Consider the following 23604-nt stretch of genomic DNA (forward strand, 5'->3'; position numbering starts at 1 on the left):
CGTAGCGAAACGGACGACAACACCCGGAGGTACCGTGCCCGCCGCGGACAGCACCACCCACACCGGCTCCGATGAGCCGCTGCTCCCGCTCCACCGTCTGCACTTCGACGAGCCCGGGGCACCCCGGACCATCACCCTGCCCGACGGGTCCCCCGCCTGGCTGGTGAGCCGGTACGCCGATGTGCGGCACGTGCTCAGCGACTCCGGGTTCGGCCGTGCGGAGCTGTACGCTCCGGACGGCCCTGCCCTGGCGGACGGGCCCGGCCTGGTGAACAGCCCGGACCTGCTGTTCAACCATGACGGCCCGGAGCACCTGCGGCTGCGGCGCACCCTGCGCCGTGCGTTCACCCCGCGGGCCGTCGCCCGCTGGCGTCCCTGGATCGCGTCGATCGTGGACCAGCTCCTGGACGAACTGGAGGGCGGGCAGCCACCGGTGGACATCGTCGCCGAGTTCACCCTTCCGCTGCCGGTCGCGGTGATCAGCCGGCTCATGGGGCTCGACGACTCCGCCCGGAGCCGGCTGCGGCACTGGAGCGAGCATGCCTTCACCGACGGCTCCCACTCCGGCGCCGAAGTGGACATGGCGCTGGCCGAGTTCACCGCGTTCGGCGCGGACCTGCTCGCCGAGCGGCGGCACAGTCCCGGGGACGACCTGGTCAGCAGTGTGGTCGTGGCCGCCGGGGAAGAGGGCGGAATCCCCGAGGCACAACTGGTCAGCCTGGTCTGCGGGCTGGTGGTGGGAGGCCACGACAGCACGATGACGATGCTCGGCAACTCGCTGCTCTACCTGCTCGGTGAACGGCCGGAGTCCTGGTCCCGCCTCGGAGCCGACGAGGAGACCGCGGGGGCGGCGGCCGACCGGCTGCTCCACCTGATTCCGCTGGGTGACGACCGGGGGAGCGTACGCCGTGCCTCCGTCGCGGTCGATGTGGGCGGGGTGACCATTCCGGCCGGGGCGGTGGTCGTCGCGGACTGCGGGATGGCCAACCGGGACCCCGAGGTCTTTCCGCGGCGGGCGGACGACGACCTGTTCGCGCCTCTGGAGGCCCCGAGCCTGTCGTTCGGAGCCGGGCCCCACTACTGCCTGGGTGCCTGGCTGGCCCGGCTGGAGCTGCAACTGGCCCTCCACCGGCTGGCCGCCAGATTCCCGGGGCTGCGTCCGGCGGAGCCGGTGGCCGATGTCAGCTGGCGCCTGGGCACCACTTCCCGCAGCCCGCTGCGGCTTCCGGTGACCTGGTAGGGCACCGGAAGCCCGGCCGGGCTCCGGGCCGGGGGCGGCACACCGGACGGGCACCACGGCGGTACGCGTTCTCCCGGGCCCGCACGACGGCCCGGGAGAACGGCGCGTCCCCTCCGCCTCACGGCCCTTGGCCCGGGGCGCGCCGGGAACCCGCCCGGCTCACGGGGAATCCGGTCCCGATGAAGCGGCCGGGGAGCTCTCGCGGCGTGCCGGCCCCGTCGATCCGTTCGCCGGAGCCTGTACGGGCACTTCCTCCGCCGCTGCCACCGGCGGGTAGAACCGCCGGGCCCAGCGCCGGAACGGACCGATCGGCCCGTCACCGGGAGCCAGACGGGGAGGCTGCTGATACTGCTTGTGATTCCAGATCGGGAAATCGGCCGCGGTGAACTCGCAGCTGGACCGGAAGACGGACCGGTCCAGCAGCCGGGCGGCGGTGCGGCTCACCACCCGGGCGAGCGGGGCCGGCAGCCCGGCCGGTTCGCTGAAGGAGATGCGGTTGCGCTGACGGAACTGCATCCGGTTGGGCGCGATCGCCGTCGGCATGACCATGGTGCACATCCGCAGCCCGATCCGGGGTGTGTACACATCTGCGTGCAGACAGCCGAGCCCGTATCCGTCCACCTCCACCTCGACGACGAAGTCCCCCAGGAGCGGCGCCGACTCATGGGCCCGCATGGACACATGGAAGGTGGCGTCGTCATAGACGACCGGCCCGCCGATCTCGGCCTTGGCCCAGCCGTGCAGGGTGGCGAAATGTCCGAGGTCCACCGAGTTCTCGATGACCTCCTGGACATTGCCGGCCAGCTCCCAGGCGGCGTAGCGGGCGGGCCGGGTCCCGATCTCGTGCCAGGCCGGGACGAACCAGTCCGGCTGCCGGCCGTCGTGATGGCGCCAGACGAAGACGGCTCCGTTGACCTCTTGCACCGGCAGGTGCGCCAGCAAGGACCTCGGCGGCGCTGTGTCGTATCCCGTACGGACACACGCGCCGTCGGGGCCGAACGCGAAGAAGTGGAACGGACAGACGAGATCGTCACCGTCGACCTTCGCCAGACCGAGATGTGCGCCGAGGTGCGGGCAGTAGGGACGCACGGCGCGCACCGCGCCGGTGCCGAGCCGGTAGAGCACCACGTCCTGCCCCGCCAGTGGCCGGGTGAGCACGACCCCCGGCCGCAGCTCCTCGGAGAAGGCAACGGCGGACCAGCCGCTCGGATAGGGCAGGGCGAGCGCCCCCGCGGTATCGGCCGGTGTCGGACCCTCGCTGATGGCACGCCCGTAGTCGCGTGACAGTCCCACGAATTCCCCTCCCTGGTAGGTCGTCTGGAGCCTGCCCACGCAGTGCCGAGACTTTCGCGACTCGCCAGACATCACCCGATCGGGCAGGCACGCGGCAGGCGTTGACTGTGCGCGCCGGTGCACCCTCCCTCACCAGGGCGTACGGCCGGGGACGGGAGCCGCACCGGCGGCGCTCGCCGCTGTGGGATGCTGGGCGTGTGACGCTGGAGGACCTCGTCCGGCTGCGCCGGGCCCGTGACCGGATGGACCGCGAGTACGCGGAGCCGCTCGACGTACCGGCGCTGGCGCGCACCGCCCTCATGTCCCCGGGGCATTTCTCCCGCAGCTTCCGCGCGGCCTTCGGGGAGACCCCGTACAGCTACCTGATGACGCGCAGGATCGAGCGGGCCAAGGCGCTGCTGCGACGGGGCGACCTCTCGGTGACGGAGGTCTGCTTCGCGGTCGGCTGTACCTCACTGGGGTCCTTCAGCTCGCGGTTCGCCGAGCTGGTCGGTGAGAGCCCCAGCGCCTACCGCGCCCGCCGCCACGACGAGGGAGCCGCCGTCCCGGCCTGCATCGCCAGGATCCACACGCGACCGGTCAGGAATGGAGAAGCGAAACCTGGCCCCCGCCCGTAGCGTGAAACGCATGGACATCACGCTTTCACAGTGCTTCATCGCCGTCGACGACCACGACAAGGCGCTCGCCTTCTACCGGGACGCTCTCGGCCTGGAGGTGCGCAACGATGTCGGATTCGAGGGGATGCGGTGGGTGACCGTCGGCGCGCCGTCGCAGCCCGACGTGGACATCGTCCTCGAACCGCCGCTCGCGAACCCCGACGCCTCGCCCGCCGACAGGGCGATCATGGCGGAGCTCCTGGCGAAGGGCCTGCTGCGCGGCGTCATCTTCGCCACCGACGACTGCGACGCCACCTTCGAGCGCATCCGCGCCGCGGGCGGCGAGGTCCTCCAGGAGCCGATCGACCAGCCGTACGGGGTCCGCGACTGCGCCTTCCGCGATCCCTCCGGCAACATGGTCCGCTTCAGCCGGCCTCGCAAGCACTGAGGTCCACAACCGCCGCTACGGTGGGCGGCCCATCGCCGCCGGGGCGGCGGTGGCGAGAACCGGACAGACAGCTCACAGCCTGCGGAGCGAGCCGCGCGACGCAGACGGAGACCGCGGCGACGGTCCCGCGCAACAGATGGGGATACGACAAGCATGGCCACGAGGACCGGCACGCAGGCGCCAGTGCCGCACGAGGCGGACCGCCACGATCTGATCCGCGTGCACGGCACGAGGGTGAACAACCTCAAGGACGTCAGCGTCGAGATCCCGAAGCGCCGGCTGACGGTGTTCACCGGGGTCTCCGGCTCCGGCAAGAGCTCGCTGGTGTTCGGCACGATCGCCGCCGAGTCGCAGCGGCTGATCAACGAGACCTACAGCGCCTTCGTCCAGGGTTTCATGCCGACGCTGGCGCGGCCCGAGGTCGATGTCCTCGAAGGCCTGACGACAGCGATCATCGTCGACCAGCAGCGCATGGGCGCCGACCCGCGCTCCACGGTCGGCACCGCCACCGACGCCAACGCGATGCTGCGCATCCTGTTCAGCCGGCTGGGCAAGCCGCACATCGGCCCGCCCGGCGCGTACGCCTTCAACGTTCCCTCCGTCCAGGCGAGCGGCGCCATCACCGTCGAGCGCGGTGCCAAGAAGGCGATGAAGGCCACCTTCAGCCGCACCGGCGGCATGTGCACCCGCTGCGAAGGCCGCGGGACGGTATCCGACATCGACCTCAGCCAGCTCTACGACGACTCCAAGTCGCTCGCCGAGGGCGCGTTCACCATCCCCGGCTGGAAGTCGGACAGCCAGTGGACCGTGGGCCTCTACGCCCAGTCGGGCCTCCTCGACCCGCACAAGCCGATCAGCAGGTTCACCAAGAGGGAAATGCGGGACTTCCTCTACGGTGAGCCGACCAAGGTGAAGGTCAACGGGATCAACCTCACCTACGAAGGGCTGATCCCCAAGATCCAGAAGTCGTTCCTGTCCAAGGACAAGGAAGCGATGCAGCCGCACATCCGGGCGTTCGTGGAGCGGGCGGTCACCTTCGCCACCTGTCCCGAATGCGACGGCACCCGGCTCAGCGAGGGAGCCCGCTCCTCCAGGATCAAGCGGATCAGCATCGCCGACGCCTGCGCGATGCAGATCAGCGACCTGGCCGCCTGGGTGCGCGGACTCGACGAGCCGTCGGTGGCACCGCTGCTCGCCGCGCTGGGGCAGACCCTGGAATCGTTCGTGGAGATCGGCCTCGGCTATCTCGCGCTCGACCGGCCGGCGGGCACCCTGTCGGGCGGCGAGGCGCAGCGCGTCAAGATGATCCGGCACCTCGGCTCCTCGCTCACCGACACCACATACGTCTTCGACGAGCCGACCATCGGCCTGCACCCCCATGACATCCAGCGGATGAACGACCTGCTGCTGCGGCTGCGGGACAAGGGCAACACCGTGCTCGTCGTGGAGCACAAGCCGGAGACGATCGCCATCGCCGACCACATCGTCGACCTCGGCCCCGGCGCCGGATCGGCGGGCGGCACCGTCTGCTTCGAGGGCACCGTCGAGGGGCTGCGGTCCGCCGGTACCGTCACCGGCCGCCACTTCGACGACCGGTCCTCGCTGAAGGAGACCCTGCGCAAGCCCACCGGCGCGCTGGAGATCCGCGGCGCGACGGCGAACAATCTCCGCGGTGTCGACGTCGACATCCCGCTCGGGGTGCTCACCGTCGTCACGGGTGTGGCGGGCTCCGGGAAGAGCTCGCTCGTCCACGGGTCGATCCCCGCCGACGAGGGCGTGGTGTTCATCGACCAGGCGCCGATCAAGGGTTCGCGGCGCAGCAACCCGGCGACCTACACCGGACTGCTCGACCCGGTCCGCAAGGCGTTCGCGAAGGCCAACGGCGTGAAGCCCGCGCTGTTCAGCGCCAACTCCGAGGGAGCCTGCCCCACCTGCAACGGTGCCGGTGTCGTCTTCACCGACCTGGGGATGATGGCCAGTGTCTCCAGCACGTGCGAGGAGTGCGAGGGGAAGCGGTTCCAGGCGTCCGTGCTGGACTATCACCTGGGCGGCCGTGACATCAGCGAGGTGCTCGCGATGTCGGTGACCGAGGCCGAGGAGTTCTTCGGATCCGGCGAGGCCGGCACACCGGCCGCGCACCGTGTCCTTGCCCGGCTCGCCGACGTCGGGCTCGGCTACCTCAGCCTCGGCCAGCCGCTCACCACGCTGTCCGGCGGCGAGCGCCAGCGGCTCAAGCTGGCGACCCACATGGGGGAGAAGGGCGGTGCGTACGTCCTGGACGAGCCGACGACCGGCCTCCACCTCGCCGACGTGGAGCAGTTGCTCGGCCTGCTGGACCGGCTCGTCGACTCGGGGAAGTCGGTCATCGTCATCGAGCACCATCAGGCGGTCATGGCGCACGCGGACTGGATCATCGACCTCGGTCCGGGCGCCGGTCACGACGGTGGTCTGGTCGTCTTCGAGGGAACCCCCGCCGACCTCGTCGCCGGCCGCTCCACGCTCACGGGCGAACACCTCGCGGCGTACGTCGGCGGCTGACCGGGGCACCGGTGGCCCCGGCGGGGCAGGATCGCAGGAGGGCGCCGGTCCCCGCGGGGGCCGGCGCCCCGGCTCACTCCCCGGTCGCCAGCGGCCTGAGGAACCGGCGTTCGTACCGCCTGATGCAGGCACTGGTACGGGCGAGTTCGAAGGCCTCCTGGCACTCCGGGTCGCTCGCGCTGGCGATGCGGTACCTCTCGTACTCCGCGAGACTGCCGAAGGAGAAGAGGGCGTACGCGATGTCGCTGTCGCCCTCGCTCGGCAGGAAGTAGCCGTGGTGCGTGCCGCCGAAACGGTCGACGAGCCTCACCCACCGCCTGCCGTACTCCTCGAAGTCCGCCAGTTTGTACGGGTCGATCTCGTATGTGAGGTGGACAGTGATCATGATCTGGCGCTCTCCCGGAGGCAATGAGGGGGCGGGCGGGATGCCGTTCCGCACCGGCCCGGCGGGGCGGTCGCCGGGCCCCGATCATCTCAGTCCGCAGCGTCGGAGCCGGACGTCCGTCCGTTCGTGCCCGCCGGAAAGCCTGCCGCGCACTTCTCTCCCCATGCGGACGCTGGGGCAAAATACGTGCTGGCAGTGACACTTGTGGACACTGCGGACCCCGGCCCCGATCCAGCGGGACGGTGCCGGGCCCCGCGGTGCCACTGGTCCGGGGAGGCATGACTTGTCGGCAGTACCCCTACCGAGACGTTGTTTACGAGGCTCCGGGGCCCCGCGGGTGACACCGGGGGTCGGGTCGGGGCTCCAGCGTGCCCAGTCCTTCATGGTCCTGGCCACCCTGCTCTACCGGGCGAGCCATCTGACGGTCGGTCTCCTCGCACTCGCCCGCAGCCGGCCGGGCCACCCCGTGCAGTACGCGGGACTCGCCGCGGCGCTGGGGCTGAGCGTGCTGGTCTACGGCACGGCGCTGCGGCGCGGCTGGTTCGACCGGTGGCACATCCGGGCGGACGTCCTGGTCAGCGGGTGCGCGCTGCCGTTCGCCCTCTGGGCGTGGGGCGGCGTCCAGGATCCCGCCTCGATGGGATGGGCGATGCTGCTGGGCGGCTCGGCGAGTGCCGCGGCTGCCGTCGCCCTCGAACGGTTCCAGGTCCCCGCCGCCATCGCGCTTCTCGTGCTGACCCATCTGATCGGCTACCGGCTGGTGGGCGCCGGCCCCGCGGTCCTCGCCGGACACGTCAACTCGCTGGTGTTCTCGGCCGCGATGGCGTGGGTCTTCTGGTGGTACCTGCGCCGTCAGGGACGTCTCCTCGACGAGGCCAACGCCCGCGCGCTGGCGGCCGAGGCGCACAAGGCGCGCTATGCCGAGCGGCTGGAGCACCACCGGGCGCTCCACGACACCGTCCTCGCCACGCTGACCACCCTCGCGGCCGGCGGCCTCGACGCCAACGCCCCGCAGGTGCGGGAGCGTTGTGGCCGGGAGGCGGCGTATCTGCGCCGGCTGATCCAGCAGACCGCCGACGAGGTCCACCACCGGGAGATCGGCGCCGCGCTGGAGGAGGCCATCGGCTCCGTGGAGAGCCTGCAACTGCGGGTCACCGCGCGGTACCACGACCTGCCGCAGGTGCCGCCCGAGGTCGCCGCCGCGTTCGCGGACGCCGCGCGGGAGGCCCTCAACAACGTTCGCCGGCACGCGGGTACCGGACACGCGTACCTCACCGCCGCCGGGGAGTCCCAGGGGGGAGGGGGCGCCGTCGTCACCGTGGTCGACCGGGGGCCGGGGTTCGACCCCGAGCGGTTTGTGCCCGGCCTCGGGCTGCGCGGCTCGGTCCACCGCCGGATGGCGGAGGTGGGCGGCCGCGCCACCGTGGACACCGCGCCCGGCGAAGGGGTACGGGTGGAGCTGCGATGGCCCGGGTGATCACCGTCGCGGTGGTCGACGACGACAGGATGCTCCTCGACGGCATGCGGGCCTGGCTGGACGGGGTGCCGGAGCTGCGGCTGGTGGCGACCGCGGCCACCGCCGGGGAACTGCTCGGCGAGCCGGACACGGAGCCCGTCCGCGGTGCCGCCGCACCGGTGCGCCCCGGGACGCGGTACGTCCCTCCCGACGTGGTTCTCCTCGACCTCCTGCTCAGGGACGGATCCACCTCCACCGACAACATCCGGCGGCTGCGGCGCGGCGGAAGCAGGGTCCTGGTGATCAGCACCGTCCCTGACCACGCGCGCGTCATCGAGTCGCTCCGCGCCGGCGCCGACGGCTATCTGACCAAGGACAACGATCTGCCGACGCTGGTCGCGGCGGTCAAGGACATCGCCGCTGGCCTGGGCGCCCACTCGCCGGAGCTCGCCTTCGCCTGCGCGCACGACAACAGCCCCGACCGTCCCCGGCTCTCGCCCCGGGAGCGGCAGATCCTGCTCGACTACGCGTCCGGGATGACCCTCAAGTCGGCCGCCCGGCGGGCGGGCATCACGGTCCACACCGCCAAGGACTACCTGGACCGGGTCAAGTCCAAGTACCAGCGGGCGGGCCGTCCCACGTACACGAAGATCGATCTGGCCCGGAGGGTGCACGAGGACCGTCTCGACGGGGACTGATCACCGCGCAAGCCCCCCAAAAGGACGGCTGCCGGGGACGGCCACCGCCTTCGTACGATCGTCCCCGGCGGCGCCGAGGCGGCCCCGCCGGGAAGGTGGGACCGGTGTCTGACTCATGGCCGGCGTCGGCGCACGAGGAGCCCTGCCCGTTGGCGCGGTGGGTGCCCGGCACGGGCGGGACCTGTCCGGAACCCTCCCCGATCCCCACCTGCTGATGTGAACGGGAACAACGACACGGGCTGGGACGGCGTCGTGGCCGACGGGCGGGCCGCGGGGCCGGCGGTCGACCGGCCGGACCCCTGCCGCCCCGTACCCACAGGCGCCACGGGCCGGGCGGCGGCCCCGCAGGCCGAGGCGCACCGGCTGGTCGCCCCCGAACCGTGCGCCACGGAACTGGCGCACCTGCTCGACGCGATCGCCCGCGCGGCCCGGCCCGACCGGCCACCCGCGCCGTCCGTCCGTCCACAGACCCCCGGCGAGGCCGGTGCGCCCGCTCCGCACCGGGCCGGGCTCCACGCCCGGCTGGCGGACATCGCCCTGCCGGCGGGCAGGCCCGCGGAAGCCCTCCGGCACCTGGACATCGCCCGCCGGCTGCTCGGAGGGTGCCCGGCCGACGCCGTGGCCGCCGCCGTGGACGTCACCGCGGCGCAGGTCGAGCTGAGCCGGCTCTCGCCCGAACGGCTGCGCACAGCGGCGGAGTTGGCCCGGCGGGCAGCCGAAGCAGCCCGGCGCGCGGACCTGCCGGCGGTGGCCTGCCGAGCCCTGCTGATACTCGGACAGCTCGCCCGGGACCAGGACGAGGAGACCGCGACGACGTACTTCCTGCGCGCCTGCGCGATCGCCCGCGCACGCCGGCTCCCCGCGCTCCGGGTGTACGCGGAGGTCCATCTGGCCCGGCTCGCGGCGCGGCGCGACGGCCGCCCCGCCCGGGTCGAACAGGCCCGGCAGGAGTGCCTGCGGGCGGGCCTGCTGCCGCTGGCGCACGAGACCGGTTTCGTCCTGGCCCTGGATCAGATCCGACGCTGCGAGTTCGAGGCCGCCGGGGACCGGATCCGCGAGGTGGCGGCGGAAGCGTCCCGGCTGCGTCTGGGCCGGGCGCTGTCCCTGCTGCGGCTCGCCGAGGCCGTACGCCACGCCCACCGCGGGCGGCGCGCGGAGATGCAGCAGGCGCTGGAGCGGCTGGCCCCGCTCATCGACGCGGCGCCGGGCATACGGCCCATGGCGTACGGACTGGCGCGGGCGTTCTGCTCGCTGCTGGAGGAGAAGCACGACGACGCGGAGCAGGAGTTCGCGCGGGCGCTCGCCTACGACGCGGAGAACCCGGCGAACGCGGATTTCGGCAGGCACGGCATCGTCCTGCTGCTCGGCGTGCTGGCCGGGCGCATGGGACGGCGGCACTACGCCGGAATCGCGGCGGCGAGCGTCAGCGAAACCCGCTGGAACCGTCAGTTCACCGGCCTGGCGCACGCCGTGCTGCTGGGCCGTGAGGGCCGCTCCGGCGAGGCGACGGCCGCCGCGGACGCGGCGCTGGAGGCGGCCGAGCTCTACCCCATGGCCCGCCATCTGTGCCTGCGGCTGGTAGCACGCTCGGCGTACGAGGACGGCTGGGGCACGCCGGTCGACTGGCTGCGCGAGGCGGAGGAGTACTTCCACGGAGCGTCTCTCCGGGAGGCGGCCGGAGCCTGCCGGGCGCTGCTGCGCGGGATGGGCGCGCCGGTCCGGCAGCGACGGAACGGTACCGAGCAGGTGCCGCCGCACCTGCGCAGGTTCGGCATCACGGTGCGCGAGTTCGATGTCGCCCGGCTGCTCGCCGAGCGGATCGCCAACAAGGACATCGCCGGCCGGCTGCACATCTCGCCCCGCACGGTCGAGAAGCATGTGGCGAGCGTTCTCCAGAAGACCGGTCTGCCCGACAGAGCGGCGTTCGCCTCCGTCGCCCGCGACCTGGTCGACGGCTCCGGTCCCCTGGTGCCGGACATCGCTCCGGCGGTCTGACCCGGCACGCGGTGGCCCGCCCGGCGCAGTGCGGTGGCCCCGCCGTTCAGTGCTGCGGGGGAACCGCCGGGGAGGAGGGCCGGTGCCCATCGCGCTCCAGCGGCTCACCGGCGCCGGCCGGCGCGGACCCACGGCCCTCGCCGGCCCGCCGGCCGGTCCCCGCGGCGCCGGAGCCGACGGCCCCGGCCGAAACCGTGACGGGCGCCGCCCATTCCACCGCCGGCGCCGTCGCGTGTCCGTCGCGGATCCCGGCGGGCCCGTTTCCCCGGCCCTTGCCGCTTTCCGTCTCGCGGACCACGTACGGCGGCCGGCGCTTCGTCTCGTAATAGATGCGCCCCACGTATTCACCGATGATCCCCAGCGTGGCGAGCTGAATTCCGCCGAGCGCCACGACGACCACCAGCATGGTGGCGAATCCCGGTACCCGCACTCCGTGCAGGGCGATGTCCGCGATGATCCACAGCGCGTACGCACACGCGGCGACCGACAGCGCGAGCCCGGCATGGATGGCCAGGCGCAGTGGTCGGCTGTTGAACGAGATGAGGCCGTCGATACCGTAGTTGAGGAGCCGTCTGCCACCCCACTTCGAGCTTCCCGCGGCGCGTCGGACATTGGGGTAGGTGAAACTGACGGTGTCGAAGCCGATCCAGGAGAAGATCCCCTTGGAGAACCGGTTGGCCTCCGGCAGGGCGAGGACCGCGTCCACGGCGGGACGCGAAAGGAGCCTGAAGTCTCCCTCGCCGTCGGTCAGTTCGACATCCATGCAGCGCCCCATGGTCCGGTAGTAGGCCGAACTGAGCACACCGCGCAGGGCGCCGTCGCCCGCACGGTCCCGGCGGGCGACGACCTGGTCGTAGCCGTGCTGCCGCAGTTCGAGCATGCGGGGCACGAGCCCCGGCGGATGCTGGAGGTCCGCGTCCATGAGGACCACGGATTCACCCCGTGACATGCGCAGCCCCGCGAGCATCGCCGCCTCCTTGCCGAAGTTCCGGCTGAAGGAGGTGTAGCGGATCCGCCGATCCGCCGCGGCGAGCGTGCGCAGCTGGTGTCTGGTCCGGTCACGGCTGCCGTCGTCGACATAGCAGACCTCGAAGGTTCTCCGGGTCGATTCGAGGACCGAAATCAGTGCGTGGTGAAAGGGGTTGAGCACCTCATCCTCGTTGAAACACGGAACGACGATCGAGATCTGGCATTCGTTCATTGAGTTCCCCGGCAGGTGTGGTTACGGAATCTCAGGGCGTGGCACGCGCTCTCCAGGCACGCCTCGGCCGGAATCTGTGTCGAGTGAATTTTGCCGTCCGGCGTGAGGGACGCGCGTCATATGACCGTGCGGGCCATCGCGGTGGCACCGAATGGGCGAAGCCGGGAGCCATTTCCCCGAACCTTCCCGCGGATCGCGCCTCCGGCCCCTCATGGGCCGCAAGCTGTATTCCCGCACGGAGGAAGCCGCTCTCCCCACGGGGCGGCTCCGGGCTGCCGCGACCGCCCTGTGCGGGCCGTGGGCCGGGCGCACCGTGCGTAGTCGACGTGGAAGGGAGACCAGTCGTGGAACGCGTGTCGGAGAGGACCGTTCGCGAGCGGCGCGTCAGCGGCACCCGGGACGCGGCCACACCGGAGAGACAGGGAGAGGCCACCCCGGAGAAGGGCGTCCGGGACAGCGGAACTCCGGCAGGGGACTTCCGGGCGGGTGGCGCCCCGGGCCAGGGGGCGGTGCGGCGGTGGACGCCGCTGTGGGTGAAGGCGCTCGCACTTCTGCCGCTCTGCCTGCTCGCCGCGGCGGCCCGGTCCGGCCGCTGGGTCCGCCCCAGCGGCGACGACTGGTGCTTTCTGCCGCTGGTCCAGGACGGCGGACTGTCCGCGATCACGCACAAGTTCTGGTTCCTGGAGAACGGGCGGGTCGTGAACGCCGTGCTGGTGTGGGCCTACGCGCGGTTCGGTGTCACGGGCCACCAGTGGTTCGGGCTGATCAGCGGGCTGCTGGTCCTCGGGCTTCTCTGGGCGTTCACCGCCGCGGTCCTGCGCAGGGCGGCGGCAGGCCTCCCGCGGGGAGTCCCGTTCCTGGTGGCGTCCATGGTGGCCGCGTTGTTCCTCTTCGGGACCGACAACACGTACAAGACGTTCTACTGGCCGGCCGCGTCCGTCTCGCACACCCTGCCGCCGGTGTTCGCCTGTGCCGCCGCCATTCCCGCGCTGCGGGCCACCTCACGGCGGGCCCGGGGCTTCGCGCTGCTCACCGTCCTCGCCGGCGGGCTGTTCCTGGGCACACTGTCGGAGGAGACCTGCGTCGTCGCGGTGGCCGTCCTGGGCGGCCTGCTGCTGATCAGCGGCCGGGTCGTTCCGCGAGTGCGACGGCGCTTCGTGCGGATGTGGTGCTCGGCGGGGATCGCGGGCATGCTGATCGCGGGACTGCTCCTCTTCACCTCCCCGGGGGCGCGGCACCGCCGCGAGGTCCACGGCGCCGATGCGATGCTCGACCCGGAGTCGCTCCTCGCCTCCCTGGACGGCTTCGGCCGGATCGCCGTCACCTGTCTCACGGCGTGGCAGTACCTGGGCGCCGTGGCGGTCGGCCTCGTCCTGGGGCTGCTGGCCCGGTTCCCGTACGGCCCCTTCCCCATGAGGAACGAGCTGCTGTGCGCCGGTGCAGGCTTCTGCGCCCTCGTCGTCTCCGGCTATCTGTGCACGGTCATCACGTATCCCGCCTTCGGGGCGAGCGTCGCGACCTCGAACCGTCTGTGGAACGACTACCTCCTGCTCCACATCCTGCTGCTCGTCCATGCGGGCACACTCCTCGCCCGGGGATGGCGGCGCCTCGTGCGCCGCGCCGGGGCGCCCCTGGCGGCGGGCGCGACGGTGTACGCCGTGGTCTGCCTCTCGTTGCTCGCGTCGCTGGGGACCCTCGACTCCGAGATGTCCGCACGGGCACGGAAATGGGATGACCAGGACACCTGGCTCCGCAGCCGCTCGGCGGCCGGCGAGCAGGTCCTGCCCTACCGGCGGACGCCCATCAGCAGGATGACCGAGCCGTTCAGCCGCAACATGGTCTGGCCCGCCTCCTGCGTCGCCGATTACTACGGCCTGGAACGCGTCACCCCGGCCGGACAGCAGGGCCGGTGAGCCGGTGGCGGGCCGGCGGAAGAGGCCGCTCCGGTCCGGCGGCGCGCTAATTACCCGTCGATCGCCCCGTACCCGGCCTACGATGCCTCGCATGCTGCTTCGCCAGATGTTTCGGATACCCCTCGTCCTCGCCATGACCTTCGTACTGGCCCTCGCGGGTCTGGCAGGCGGTGGCGGGACCGCACGGGCCGACGGGACGCCCCCGCCGGCGCCCCGGCAACTGCTCTTCTTCAATCACGCCTACGGGGTCCTGGACCGGGAGACCGCCGACGCCATCGAACACTCCGGCTATCTCCGTGACTTCGCCGAATTCCAGGTCCGCACGACGACCGGAGCGGACGGAGCCACCTGGACCGGCCGCTATCTGATGGGCCGCGAGACCTACCTCGAACTGTTCGGGGTGGGCGACCTGCCCGGCCAGGACGGCACCCACGGCTCCACCGGAATGGGGATCTCGGCCGAGCGCGCCGGGGATCTGAGGACGGTGGTCCAACGGCTGCGCGACCAGGGGACGGCCGATCCCGTCGAGTTCCGTCAGACACGTGACTTCGGCGACGGGGTCCCGGTGCCCTGGTTCGACGCCGTCTTCACCACCACCCAGTACGACGCCTTCGGGGCCTGGGGGATGGAATACCTGGCGGAGTACTTCGCCGACCCGCGCGGCAACACCGAGCCGGCCGCGTATCCCGGTGACGTCGGCCGGGAGCGCTATCTGTCCGACGGCTACCGCGGCCATTCGATGCGTGATGTGACCTCCGTGCGCCTCGCGGTCACGGAGGGGGACCTGGCCAGTACGGTGCCGCTGCTGCGGGCGGGCGGGTTCGACGTCCGGACGGCGACGGACGGCGGTGTTCTCGCGCAAGGCGGTGGCACCGCCCTTCGGCTGGACCCCGTCCCGCGCGAGCAGGCCGGTCTGCGGCAGATCGAGATGTCGCTCAACCGGCCCGTGAAGGACCGGCACGAGGAGAGGATCGGCCGGTCCACCCTCGTCGTCGGTCCGGGCAGCCGGGCCGTGTGGACCTTCGGCGACGGGGAATAGGAACGCCCTGCGCCCCCGACCGGGTCGGGGACTGAGCCCTCCCCCTCGCCGCACCGCCGTGCGGCCGGTGAACGCCACGGCGCCCACCGGCCGCACGGCGGAGTCAGAAACGGGAACCGCGCGTCGGAGCCCTGGTGATCAGCTGTCCCCGAGGACGGTGCCGGTGGTGGTGACCATCGCGCATTTGCCGGCCGCCCAGCGCAGCGCCATCGCGTGGTCGTCGGCCGAGAAGTCGGCCACGGCGTCGGCGACGACGAAGGCCTGGATGTCCTGCATCCAGGCGTCGCAGGCGGTCATCAGCACACCGATGTGCGCGTAGATCCCGGTGATCACCAACTGGTCGCGGCCCTGTTCGCGCAGCCGCTCCAGCAGATCGGTACGGACGAAACCGCTGTACTTCCACTTGGTGAGCACGATGTCCGAGCCGCCGGGAGCCACTTCGTCGGCGATCGCGGCCAGATGGGCGTCAGCGGGCAGCCCGGGGCCCCAGAAGTCCTGCTGGAGGCCGCGCTCGGCGGGCGACTGGTCGCTGGGCTGGGCCGTGTAGAGGACCGGGATGCCGAGCTCCTCGGCCTGCTTCCTCAACAGGGCGACATGGGCGAGGAGTTCGGTGACGGGGGAGGCCGTGCGGTCGAACGCGCCCAGGAAGTAGTTCTGGAGATCGTGTACGAGCAGTACGGCGCGCGCCGGGTCGACGCTCCACGCGACCCGATTGGCCGGCAGGTCGGCGGCGGTCGGCATCGGATAGGGGGAAATGGCGGGCAGGGGCATGTCGGTGACGGTCCGTTCAGTTCTGTGCGGTCGGTGGGGCGGTGGACGAATCGGCCGGGGACGAGCCCGCGGGAGCGGTGGCGGCCGCGCGCAGGTCCTTCTTGGAGATCTTCCCGACGCCGGTCTGCGGGAAGGCGTCCACGAACGCGACCCGGTCGGGCACCTTGTAGGCGGCGAGGCCGCGGCCGCGGACGAACTTCTTGACGGCGACGGGCGTCAGCGGCTCGGCCCCGGCCCGCAGAATGACGTACGCGCAGGTGCGCTCGCCCAGATACGGGTCGGGCTCGGCGACCACATTGGCATCGTGCACCGCCGGGTGGGCGAGGATGTGGTTCTCGACCTCCTCGGCCGCGATCTTCTCGCCACCCCGGTTGATCTGGTCCTTGGCGCGCCCCTCGACGACCAGATGCCCGGTCGTGGTGAGGCGGACGATGTCCCCGGTGCGGTAGAAGCCGTCCTCGGTGAAGGAGCGGGCGTTGTGCTCGGGTGCGTTCCAGTAGCCGCGGATCGTGTACGGACCGCGGGTCAGCAGATGCCCGGCCGTGCCGACGGGCAGGTCGTTGTCCTCGTCGTCGACGACACGGATCTCGTCGTCGGGGGAGATCGGCCGGCCCTGGGTGGTGACGATGGTCTCCGCGGGGTCGTCGAGGCGGGTGTAGTTGACCAGTCCCTCCGCCATTCCGAAGACCTGCTGGAGCGTGCAGCCGAGGGCGGGCCGCACCCGCCGCGCGGCCTCCTCGCTGAATTTCGCGCCGCCCACCAGGAGCACATCGAGGCTGCTGAGGTCGTACGCGCTCGACGGCGCCGCCTCCGTCCACACCAGCGCGAGCGGCGGCACCAGCCCGGTCAGGGTGACGCCCTCCCGTTCGATGAGCGGGAACGCGACGTCAGGGGTGGGCTGCGGGGCCAGCACGACGCGCGCACCCGCGTGGAGCGCGCCCAGCGAACCGGGCGAGGAGAGCGGGAAGTTGTGCGCGGCGGGCAGGGCGCAGAGGTAAACGCTGTTCTCGTCGACGCCGCACAGCTCATTGGAGCCGCGCAGTGAGTAGATGTAGTCGTCGTGGGTGCGCGGGATCAGTTTGGGTACTCCGGTGCTGCCGCCGGAGAGCTGGAGGAAGGCCAGATCGTGCGGGGCCGGTCCGGGGATGTGCACCGGTTCGGCCGGGACATCGGCGAGGGCCTCGTGCCCGCCGGGGGCGCCCCCGGCCACGAACACATGCTGGAGCGTGGGGACTTCGGCCCTGACCGCGGTGGCGAGGTCCCGGTAGTCGTAGCCGCCGTGCACGGCGGGGATCACATGGGCGACCGCCCCGGTGAACGAGCAGAAGTACCGGATCTCGGTCTCCCGGTGCGCGGGCAGCGCGAAGACGGGCAGTGCGCCGATCCGGAACAGCGCGAAGATCACCTCGAAGAACTCGGCGACATTGGGAAGCTGGACGACGACCTTGTCCCCCTTGCCTATGCCCCGGCCGAGCAGCCCGGCGGCGAGGGCGTCGGCCCGCCGGTCCAGCTCCGCGTAGCTCCAGCGGCGCCCGCCGCCGGCCGGGTCCACGATCGCGACGCGGTCGGGGTGGGCCGCGGCGCGGTCGCGCAGCAGCTGCCCGAAGGTCTCCCCGCGCCACCACCCGGCGGCACGGTAGCGCTCGGCGAACTCCGCGGGCCAGGTCGGCGCCTGAAGGTCTGTCGTACGGGCGTGGCTCACAGCTCGGCTCCCACCGCGTCGAGGAACGTACGGAACTTCGCGGCGGTCTCCGCGGTCTCCGACTCCGGCTGGGACGCGGCGACGACTCCCGCGCCCGCGTACAGCCGGAGCGCGTGCTCCCCGGCTTCGGCGCAGCGGATCGTCACGACCCACTCACCGTCGCCCTCCGCGTCGCCCCAGCCCACCATTCCGGTGAAGAACCCCCGGTCGAAGGGCTCGGTCTCGTGGATCACCCGGCGCGCGGTGGCGGTCGGGGTGCCGCACACCGCGGGCGTCGGGTGCAGGGCGCAGGCCAGTTCCAGGGCGGAGGTGTCCGGGGAGGCGAGGGTGCCGGTCACGGTCGTGGAGAGATGCCACATGGTGGCGGTCCGGATCAGGGTGGGCTGCGCGGGCACGGTGAGGTCCGAGCAGTGCGGGGCGAGCGCCTGATGCACCGCGTCCACCACGACGGCGTGCTCATGGAGGTCCTTCGCGGACTCCAGCAGGGTGGCCGCGCGGCGAACGTCCTCGGCGAGGTCGCCGCTGCGGGGTGTCGAGCCCGCCAGGGGATTGGCGACGACCCGGCGGCCCCGCCGGGAGACCAGCAGTTCGGGGCTGGCGCCGAGAAGGGTGCCGGTGGGGGAGGTGGGCAGGGCGAACGTATAGCCGGAGGGGTCGCGGCGGGCGAGGCGTTCCAGCAGCCCGCGGATGTCCAGTGGGCCGGCGGAGGTCAGTTCGAGGGTCCGGGCCAGGACCACCTTGCTGAACTCGCCGCGCCACATCCGCTCCACGGCCCCGGCGACCCCGGCCTCGTACTCCGCGGGCCCGGGGACCTCGCGCACCCGCCAGCCGGCGGCGTCCGGCGCGGGGGCGGGCAGCGCGATCAGCGGGTCCGCGGTGAGCGGCGGTGCGACGCGGACCGTCCGGGGGACGGCGAGCGCGGCGGGCGCCTCGTGGTCGAAGGGGATGGCGCCGATGACCACGGGCGCGAGATGGCCCGAGGCGCGGGCCGCCGCCAGGGTGGCGGTCACCCGCTCGGCCAACGGCTGCTCGCCGTGGGGTACTTCGCTGTGCACCCCGTGTGCGAGGAGCGTGCGGGAGGGGGTGGCCAGGAACCGGGCGCCTGGGGTGTAGGCGTCCAGGAGCGCTGTGGCCGCTCCGACCGCTGCGGGGGCCGGTCCGGCCGCAGGGACGTGTGTGGCGACCTCGGATGCCGTCGACACGGGGGCTCCATTTCTTGTGTTCCCGGAAAGGGAAGGTAGGGGAAGCAGGCGGGTGGAAGCGGTGCGGGGAAGCGCGGGTTGCGCGGGGGCGGGCGGGGCGGTCCGGTGGGCGGCCGCGCGGTCCGGCTCAGCGGAGCGTGGCGCCGCCGTCGACGTAGAGCTCCTGCAGAGTGATGTGGCGGGCCCGGTCCGACGCGAGGAAGAGCACGGCGTCCGCGATGTCGTGCGGCTCGGCGATGCGGCCCAGCGGGATCCCGGTGCGGTAGGTGGCCGGGTCGCCGTCGATCACCCGCCGGTGCGCGTGTTCGTCGGTCCACAGGCCGCGCTGCATGGCGGTGTCGGTGGAGCCGGGTGCGACGACGTTGCAGCGGACGCCGTCACGGGCGAGTTCCAGCCCGAGGCATTTGGTGAACATCGCGGCGGCGGCCTTGGACGCGGCGTAGGCGGCCATGCCGGTGCGGGGGATCCCGGCGGCGTTGGATCCGACGGTGACGACGCAGCCCGAACCGCGTCGCGCCATCCGGGCCGCGACCGCACGGGAGGTGTGGAAAACGCCGGTCGTGTTCACGGCGAAGGTGTCCGCCCAGTCCTGGTCGGACAGTTGGGCGGCGGGGGAGGTGCGGAGTATTCCGGCGACGTTCACCAGCACATCGAGCGGGCCGAGGTCGCTCTCCGCCTTCGCCACGATGTCGTCGACCGAGCGCCGGTCCGTGACGTCCATGACGTACGCGGTCACCGACCGGTGCGAGCCGGCGAGCCGGTCGATGCCGGACGCGCCGAGGTCGGTGGCGGCGACCCGCGCTCCGAGGGCGGCGAACGCCTCGGTCACCGCGGCACCGATGCCCTGTCCCGCACCGGTCACCAGCACCGTGCGGCCCTCGAACTCACCGTGACCGTACGGAATATGCCCCGGTATGTGATCAGGCATGAGCAACCTCCCCTGTCGTTAGGTAAGCCTAACCTAACGCGTATGGGCTGCCCAGTCGCACACCCCTGCGGGTCGCAAGAAACTTAGGTTAGCCTCGCCTCATGCGTATGTCGCCCTCTGTGGGCGTGTCCGCGGGGAGGCCGCGGGCGCGGAGGCGGGTGCGGGCATGGCCGCACAGACGCGCGGAGGGTGATGAACGGGCAACGGCCTTCGTACCGCGGGGACTTGTCCCGGCATAATGATCCGCTGCCACTGCCTGCCGCACAGCTCGACGGGACGGACCGAGATGACCCACGCCTGGCTTCCGCCGCATGAGTACGTCAAGACCATCGCCCAGTCCACCGGCTACGCCTGCCTCTACTTCACCGACACCGCCGGCCGTCCGGTCCAGCTGCGGTCCGTGTACGACCGGGAGGTCTGGCAGTGGCCCGGCGGGAACATGGACCCGGGCGAGACCCCGTGGCAGTGTGCGCTGCGCGAGTGCCGTGAGGAGACCGGGCTGGAATTCACCGGCGAACCCCGGCTGCTGGGCACCCACTTCATCGGGCACCGGGGTGAGGTGTGGCCCGCGAACCACATCGGTTTCATCTTCGACGGCGGTGTCCTGAGCGACGAACAGATCTCCGCCGTGGTGCTCGACCCCGACGAGCACACCGAGCTGCTCGTGCGCACCCTTGAGGAGTGGAAGCCCCTCATGGCCCCCCAGGGCTTCGACCGGCTCGTGGCGGTCGACGCGGCCCGCGCGGACGGGCGTGCCGTCTACCTGGAGGGCTGAGGGCGGGGGTGGTCGCACGTTCCGGGGCGGACGGTCCCGTGTTCGGGGACCGCCCGCCCCGGGCGGTTGTGGGTGCGGGAGCCGGTGGGGCTCAGAACTTCACGTCCGAGCAGGCGTAGAAGGCGTTACCGGTGTCGGCGATGGTCCAGACGCCGAGAATCAGGTGCTTGCCCGACTTCTGCGGCAGAACGCCGTCGTGGGTCACCGTGGAGCCCGGCTGGCGGCCTCCGAAGGGCACGGTCAGGAACGGCTGCGGGTCCAGGTCGGCCCGGGTGAGGGGCTTGGTGGGGTCGTATCCGTCCTTGGTGATGTAGTAGCGGAAGTCGGTTGTCGCGTGGCGTGCCGTGATCCGCCAGCGGAAGGTGTGGTTCTGTCCGCCGCCGACCTGTGTCGCGGGCCAGGCTCCGGCGCGCGGGTCGTCGAGTTCCGAGAACCGTCCGTTGCCGCCGGCGCAGAGGGTGCCGTCGACCGGGCCGCGGGCGGGGAAGCCCTTCGGCCCCTCGACGCTCGGCGGCTCCCACTGGATCTGGCCGCAGTTGCGCACGGTGCCGTTGCCGCAGAGCTGCTGACGGCTGATGGGGGAGTCGGTGTAGCCGTGGCTCTGGGCGCTGCCGGTGGTGGCGAGGAGGGAGGCTCCGACGATGCCGAGCCCGAGCAGTGACGAGGTGATCCTTCGGCGCATGCTTCGCTCCTGGGGGGAGGTGTGGGGGCGCTGTGGACGAGTGGGGCGGGCGCGCTCCACCTCACTAGGTCTAGACCAACTCCGAGACTAGCCATGACATTTGGTCGTGTCCATACCAAGAATGGGCCGCCGGTTCCCTGCCCGGCGGCCCGTCCTCGGTGCGGCCCGCGAGTGCGGGCGGACGCTCAGGCCTCGTGACGGGCCATGGCGATCAGCCGGTCCAGCACAGCGGCGTCGGCCCGTACCCCGTCGTGGGCGTAGGCGTCGGTCACCCAGGTCCGCAGACCGCGGACCGCGTCGGCGGTGGCGAGGGACTGGTCGCGGTCGACGTACATGTCGTCGTGGTAGACGGCCGCGACGACGGGCACCTCGTTGGCGGCGAGCCGGTCGAGGTCGTAGAGGACCGGCCAGTCGGTGCGCGCGGCGAGGACCTCCGCGGCGCCGCGCAGCGGGACGAGCGCGGGGTCCTCCTCGAACTGCCAGGGGTAGACCATCTCGCCGGTGAACCGGAGCGGGGTGCCCGCGCGGGCGGCGAAGGCGGGGAACTCCTCCCGCACACGGTGGGCGGACCACCCGGTGGCACGGCCGCCCTGCGCGTAGATCGGCTCGTGGAGCGCGGCGTACAGGGGGCGTTCGGCGAAGGAGACGGCGGCGTCCACCCCGCGCAGGAAGGTGTCGCTGAGCTCCGGGCCGTGGGCGCCTTCGGTGAACGCGGTCTCCAGCAGATAGTGGAGCGAGTCGAACCGGGCCGAGGTGCCGAACGTGATGCCGAGCGTCTGGAACCGGCGGAGGGTGAGGCGCTCGCCCGTCGGCATGCGGACGTCGCGCGCTTCGAGGTGTGCGGCGACGGCGTCGGCGAGGCGCTGGTCGCCGGGGTAGCGGGCGAAGTAGCGCTCGTTGTGGCCGAGCGTGCGGGCGTAGGCCGCCCGGTACACCTCGTCGGCGTGTCCGGTCAGCGTCGGCAGGCCGCCGGTGATGTACGCCTGGGTGAGCCCCTCGGGTGCGAGGCTCAGATAGGTGAGCGTGGCGAAGCCTCCGAAGCTCTGGCCCAGGACGCTCCACGGCGCGTCGCCCTGGAGGTGACGGCGCAGCAGTTCGGCGTCGCGGACGATCGAGTCGGCGCGGAAGTGCGCGAGATACCCGGCGGCCGCCGCGGAGTCGGTGCCGAACCGGGCGAGCGAGATACGGTCGGCAGGTGTGGAGCGGCCGGTCCCGCGCTGGTCCACCAGCACCACGCGGTAGTCGGTCAGGGCGCGGCGCAGCCAGGCCCCCGCCGCGTTGGGGCGCTCGGCACGGCCGCCGGGGCCGCCCTGCAGCCACAGCAGACGGGGCAGGTTCTCGTGCTCGCGGCCGGCGGCGACGACCTCGCGCGCGAACAGGCTGATGGCAGGTCCGTCGGGGGACCGGTGGTCGAGCGGCACGTCAAGGGTGTGGTCGGTGCAGACGAGCCCGTTGTGACGGTACGGGGCGGGAGTGGACATGGGCGCTCCTTTCGCGACGGGGGAACGGTTTCACGGACGGCGGCCGGGCCCGCACCGCGGGGTGCGGGCCCGGCCGCCGGGCATACGGCGGGACCTCGCGGCCCCCCTCAGTACCCTGCCACTCCGAGCTCGCGGCAGATCCCGACCAGCTCCGGGTGCACATAGCGCCCGTTCTCCTCGATGGCGACGCCGTCCAGGTAGATGGACGGGCCCAGGACACTGCCGTCGGTGTGCGCGGCGGCCACCCACGGCTCGCCGCCGATCCAGGCCCCCTTGGTGCCGATGCCCAGCTCGACGCAGCCGAAGACGCGCTCGTCCTCGACGATGCGGCCGGTCGGCGCGAGCACCCCCGGGTTGAAGCCGAGCGACCAGTGCGCGACGCGGAACATGTTCGGGTCGTCGAAGGACTCCATCCAGCGGCGGAAGGTGTCCGCGTCGGCGCCGCCCTCGATCCTGGTGACGACGCCCTTCTCCACGGTGCAGCGGACCGGGGAGCGCAGCAGACCGATCTCGTCCGGCGGCCACAGGGCCCCGTCGAAGACGAGGACGCCGTCCTGGGTCTCCTCCAGCGGGTTCCAGGAGATCTGGCCGGAGAGCATGACCGTCTCGCCGGGCTTCTCCGCGGGCTTGCCCCGCAGGTTGATCGGCCGGTCGCCGTTGCGTCCCACCAGGTCGGTGCCGTTGGCGGAGGTGATGCGGACCTCGTCCGCCGCCTCCAGCAGCGCCACGAGGGCCTTGCCGAGGCGGATGACGCCCTGGAAGTCGGGGCGCCCCACGGTGGCGACCAGCATCTGGACGTCCATCGCGGTGAGATTGGTGTAGCGGCAGCCCGCCGCCATGGCGGTGCGGAAGGCGTCGGAGTGCATCAGGTACGAGACGGCGAACTCGATCCACACATCGGCGTCGGCGATGGCACCGGCCACGGGCCGGGGCGGCTCCATGGAGGCGCCGGGCAGCGTCTCGTACCAGACGACGACGGGGTGTGCCCCGGCGGCGGCGACGGCCTGTGCGGTGGCCTCGATCACCCGGCGGTCGCTGCTGGTGTCGCCGGTGAGGACGACATGCTCGCCGCGCTTGACGAGCATGACCTCCTCGACGAGCTTGCGGGCGGCCAGGGCGAGTTCGAAGCTGAGGTACTCGGGGCGCGGTTCGAGCCTGCTGTACATGTCCATGGAGGGTTCTCCTTGCCGTGCGGGTCGTACTGGTGTGGAGCGGTGGTGCGGTGAAGGGGTCGGTCCGTCCGGACCGGAGCCCGGGCGGG

19 protein-coding genes and 1 pseudogene are annotated in these 23604 nt (G+C 72.2%); 10 read left to right on the top strand and 10 right to left on the bottom strand.

The genetic code is table 11. From position 1 onward, the window contains the following. The first annotated feature begins 34 nt into the window (after positions 1-34). Entirely contained in the window at positions 35-1240 is a 1206-nt protein-coding gene (locus ABT170_RS18780) for a cytochrome P450 (RefSeq protein ID WP_329946974.1), read from the top strand. A 159-nt stretch (positions 1241-1399) separates the two neighbouring features. On the opposite strand, the gene ABT170_RS18785 is transcribed toward ABT170_RS18780, so the two are convergent. Next, positions 1400-2533, bottom strand: coding sequence for a Rieske 2Fe-2S domain-containing protein (locus tag ABT170_RS18785; protein WP_329946973.1), 1134 nt, complete (start codon positions 2531-2533; stop codon positions 1400-1402). Positions 2534-2730: 197 nt separating this feature from the next. On the opposite strand from ABT170_RS18785, the gene ABT170_RS18790 reads away from it, so the two are divergent. From ABT170_RS18790 to ABT170_RS18800, 3 genes are all read left to right on the top strand, one after another. Continuing rightward, positions 2731-3150 carry a helix-turn-helix domain-containing protein gene (locus tag ABT170_RS18790; protein WP_266926812.1) on the top strand — a complete coding sequence of 140 codons (420 nt, stop codon included), beginning with the start codon at positions 2731-2733 and terminating at the stop codon, positions 3148-3150. Between the two features lie 10 nt (positions 3151-3160). Further along, positions 3161-3577: a VOC family protein gene (locus ABT170_RS18795; RefSeq protein ID WP_329946972.1), complete on the top strand. Its 417-nt coding sequence runs from the start codon at positions 3161-3163 to the stop codon at positions 3575-3577. Between the two features lie 153 nt (positions 3578-3730). Continuing rightward, positions 3731-6115: an ATP-binding cassette domain-containing protein gene (locus ABT170_RS18800; protein WP_351868655.1), complete on the top strand. Its 2385-nt coding sequence runs from the start codon at positions 3731-3733 to the stop codon at positions 6113-6115. Positions 6116-6188: 73 nt separating this feature from the next. Here the strand turns inward: ABT170_RS18800 and ABT170_RS18805 are convergent, their stop codons facing one another. Further along, positions 6189-6500, bottom strand: a complete 312-nt coding sequence (locus tag ABT170_RS18805) for an NIPSNAP family protein (RefSeq protein ID WP_329946970.1) — start codon at positions 6498-6500, stop codon at positions 6189-6191. A gap of 337 nt (positions 6501-6837) precedes the next feature. On the opposite strand from ABT170_RS18805, the gene ABT170_RS18810 reads away from it, so the two are divergent. From ABT170_RS18810 to ABT170_RS18820, 3 genes are all read left to right on the top strand, one after another. Further along, on the top strand, positions 6838-7977 hold the full coding sequence (locus ABT170_RS18810) for a sensor histidine kinase (protein WP_351868658.1): 1140 nt from the start codon (positions 6838-6840) through the stop codon (positions 7975-7977). Next, the gene (locus ABT170_RS18815) at positions 7965-8654 is read left to right on the top strand and encodes a response regulator (protein ID WP_329946968.1); all 690 of its coding nucleotides are present in this window, start codon (positions 7965-7967) and stop codon (positions 8652-8654) included. The genes ABT170_RS18810 and ABT170_RS18815 overlap by 13 nt, the downstream gene beginning before the upstream one ends. Before the next feature lie 216 nt (positions 8655-8870). Beyond that, positions 8871-10649 (top strand): helix-turn-helix transcriptional regulator, encoded by a 1779-nt coding sequence (locus tag ABT170_RS18820; RefSeq protein ID WP_351868661.1) that lies wholly within the window; start codon positions 8871-8873, stop codon positions 10647-10649. 121 nt (positions 10650-10770) lie between these two features. Here the strand turns inward: ABT170_RS18820 and ABT170_RS18825 are convergent. Next, positions 10771-11850: pseudogene (locus tag ABT170_RS18825) on the bottom strand (glycosyltransferase family 2 protein); the annotation flags it as partial. Positions 11851-12194: 344 nt separating this feature from the next. Between ABT170_RS18825 and ABT170_RS18830 the strand changes: the two are divergent. After that, entirely contained in the window at positions 12195-13763 is a 1569-nt protein-coding gene (locus ABT170_RS18830) for a DUF6056 family protein (protein WP_351868664.1), read from the top strand. 91 nt (positions 13764-13854) lie between these two features. Further along, positions 13855-14802, top strand: coding sequence for a DUF5829 family protein (locus ABT170_RS18835; RefSeq protein ID WP_351868667.1), 948 nt, complete (start codon positions 13855-13857; stop codon positions 14800-14802). A 138-nt stretch (positions 14803-14940) separates the two neighbouring features. Here the strand turns inward: ABT170_RS18835 and ABT170_RS18840 are convergent, their stop codons facing one another. From ABT170_RS18840 to ABT170_RS18855, 4 genes are all read right to left on the bottom strand, one after another. Continuing rightward, complete coding sequence (locus ABT170_RS18840; protein ID WP_329946963.1) at positions 14941-15573, bottom strand: isochorismatase family protein; 633 nt, start codon at positions 15571-15573, stop codon at positions 14941-14943. A 16-nt stretch (positions 15574-15589) separates the two neighbouring features. Next, a complete protein-coding gene (locus tag ABT170_RS18845) occupies positions 15590-17275 on the bottom strand; it encodes a (2,3-dihydroxybenzoyl)adenylate synthase (protein ID WP_329946962.1) in 1686 nt (561 codons plus the stop codon). Continuing rightward, positions 17272-18477 (bottom strand): isochorismate synthase DhbC, encoded by a 1206-nt coding sequence (gene dhbC, locus ABT170_RS18850; protein ID WP_351868669.1) that lies wholly within the window; start codon positions 18475-18477, stop codon positions 17272-17274. The genes ABT170_RS18845 and dhbC overlap by 4 nt, the downstream gene beginning before the upstream one ends. A gap of 127 nt (positions 18478-18604) precedes the next feature. Continuing rightward, complete coding sequence (locus tag ABT170_RS18855) at positions 18605-19405, bottom strand: 2,3-dihydro-2,3-dihydroxybenzoate dehydrogenase (protein WP_329946960.1); 801 nt, start codon at positions 19403-19405, stop codon at positions 18605-18607. 286 nt (positions 19406-19691) lie between these two features. Here ABT170_RS18855 and ABT170_RS18860 point away from each other — a divergent pair, with 286 nt between their 5' ends. Next, entirely contained in the window at positions 19692-20180 is a 489-nt protein-coding gene (locus tag ABT170_RS18860) for an NUDIX domain-containing protein (protein WP_351868672.1), read from the top strand. Between the two features lie 91 nt (positions 20181-20271). Here ABT170_RS18860 and ABT170_RS18865 read toward each other — a convergent pair whose 3' ends face one another. The 3 genes from ABT170_RS18865 to ABT170_RS18875 form a co-directional block, all read right to left on the bottom strand. After that, entirely contained in the window at positions 20272-20862 is a 591-nt protein-coding gene (locus tag ABT170_RS18865) for a lytic polysaccharide monooxygenase auxiliary activity family 9 protein (protein WP_329946958.1), read from the bottom strand. A gap of 185 nt (positions 20863-21047) precedes the next feature. Further along, on the bottom strand, positions 21048-22343 hold the full coding sequence (locus ABT170_RS18870) for an alpha/beta fold hydrolase (RefSeq protein WP_329946957.1): 1296 nt from the start codon (positions 22341-22343) through the stop codon (positions 21048-21050). A gap of 107 nt (positions 22344-22450) precedes the next feature. Then, on the bottom strand, positions 22451-23515 hold the full coding sequence (locus ABT170_RS18875) for a 2,5-dihydroxypyridine 5,6-dioxygenase NicX family protein (protein WP_329946956.1): 1065 nt from the start codon (positions 23513-23515) through the stop codon (positions 22451-22453). Positions 23516-23604: the final 89 nt, after the last annotated feature.

The sequence above is a fragment of the Streptomyces sp. NPDC001787 genome (assembly GCF_040297465.1).
In the GTDB taxonomy this organism is placed as follows: domain Bacteria; phylum Actinomycetota; class Actinomycetes; order Streptomycetales; family Streptomycetaceae; genus Streptomyces.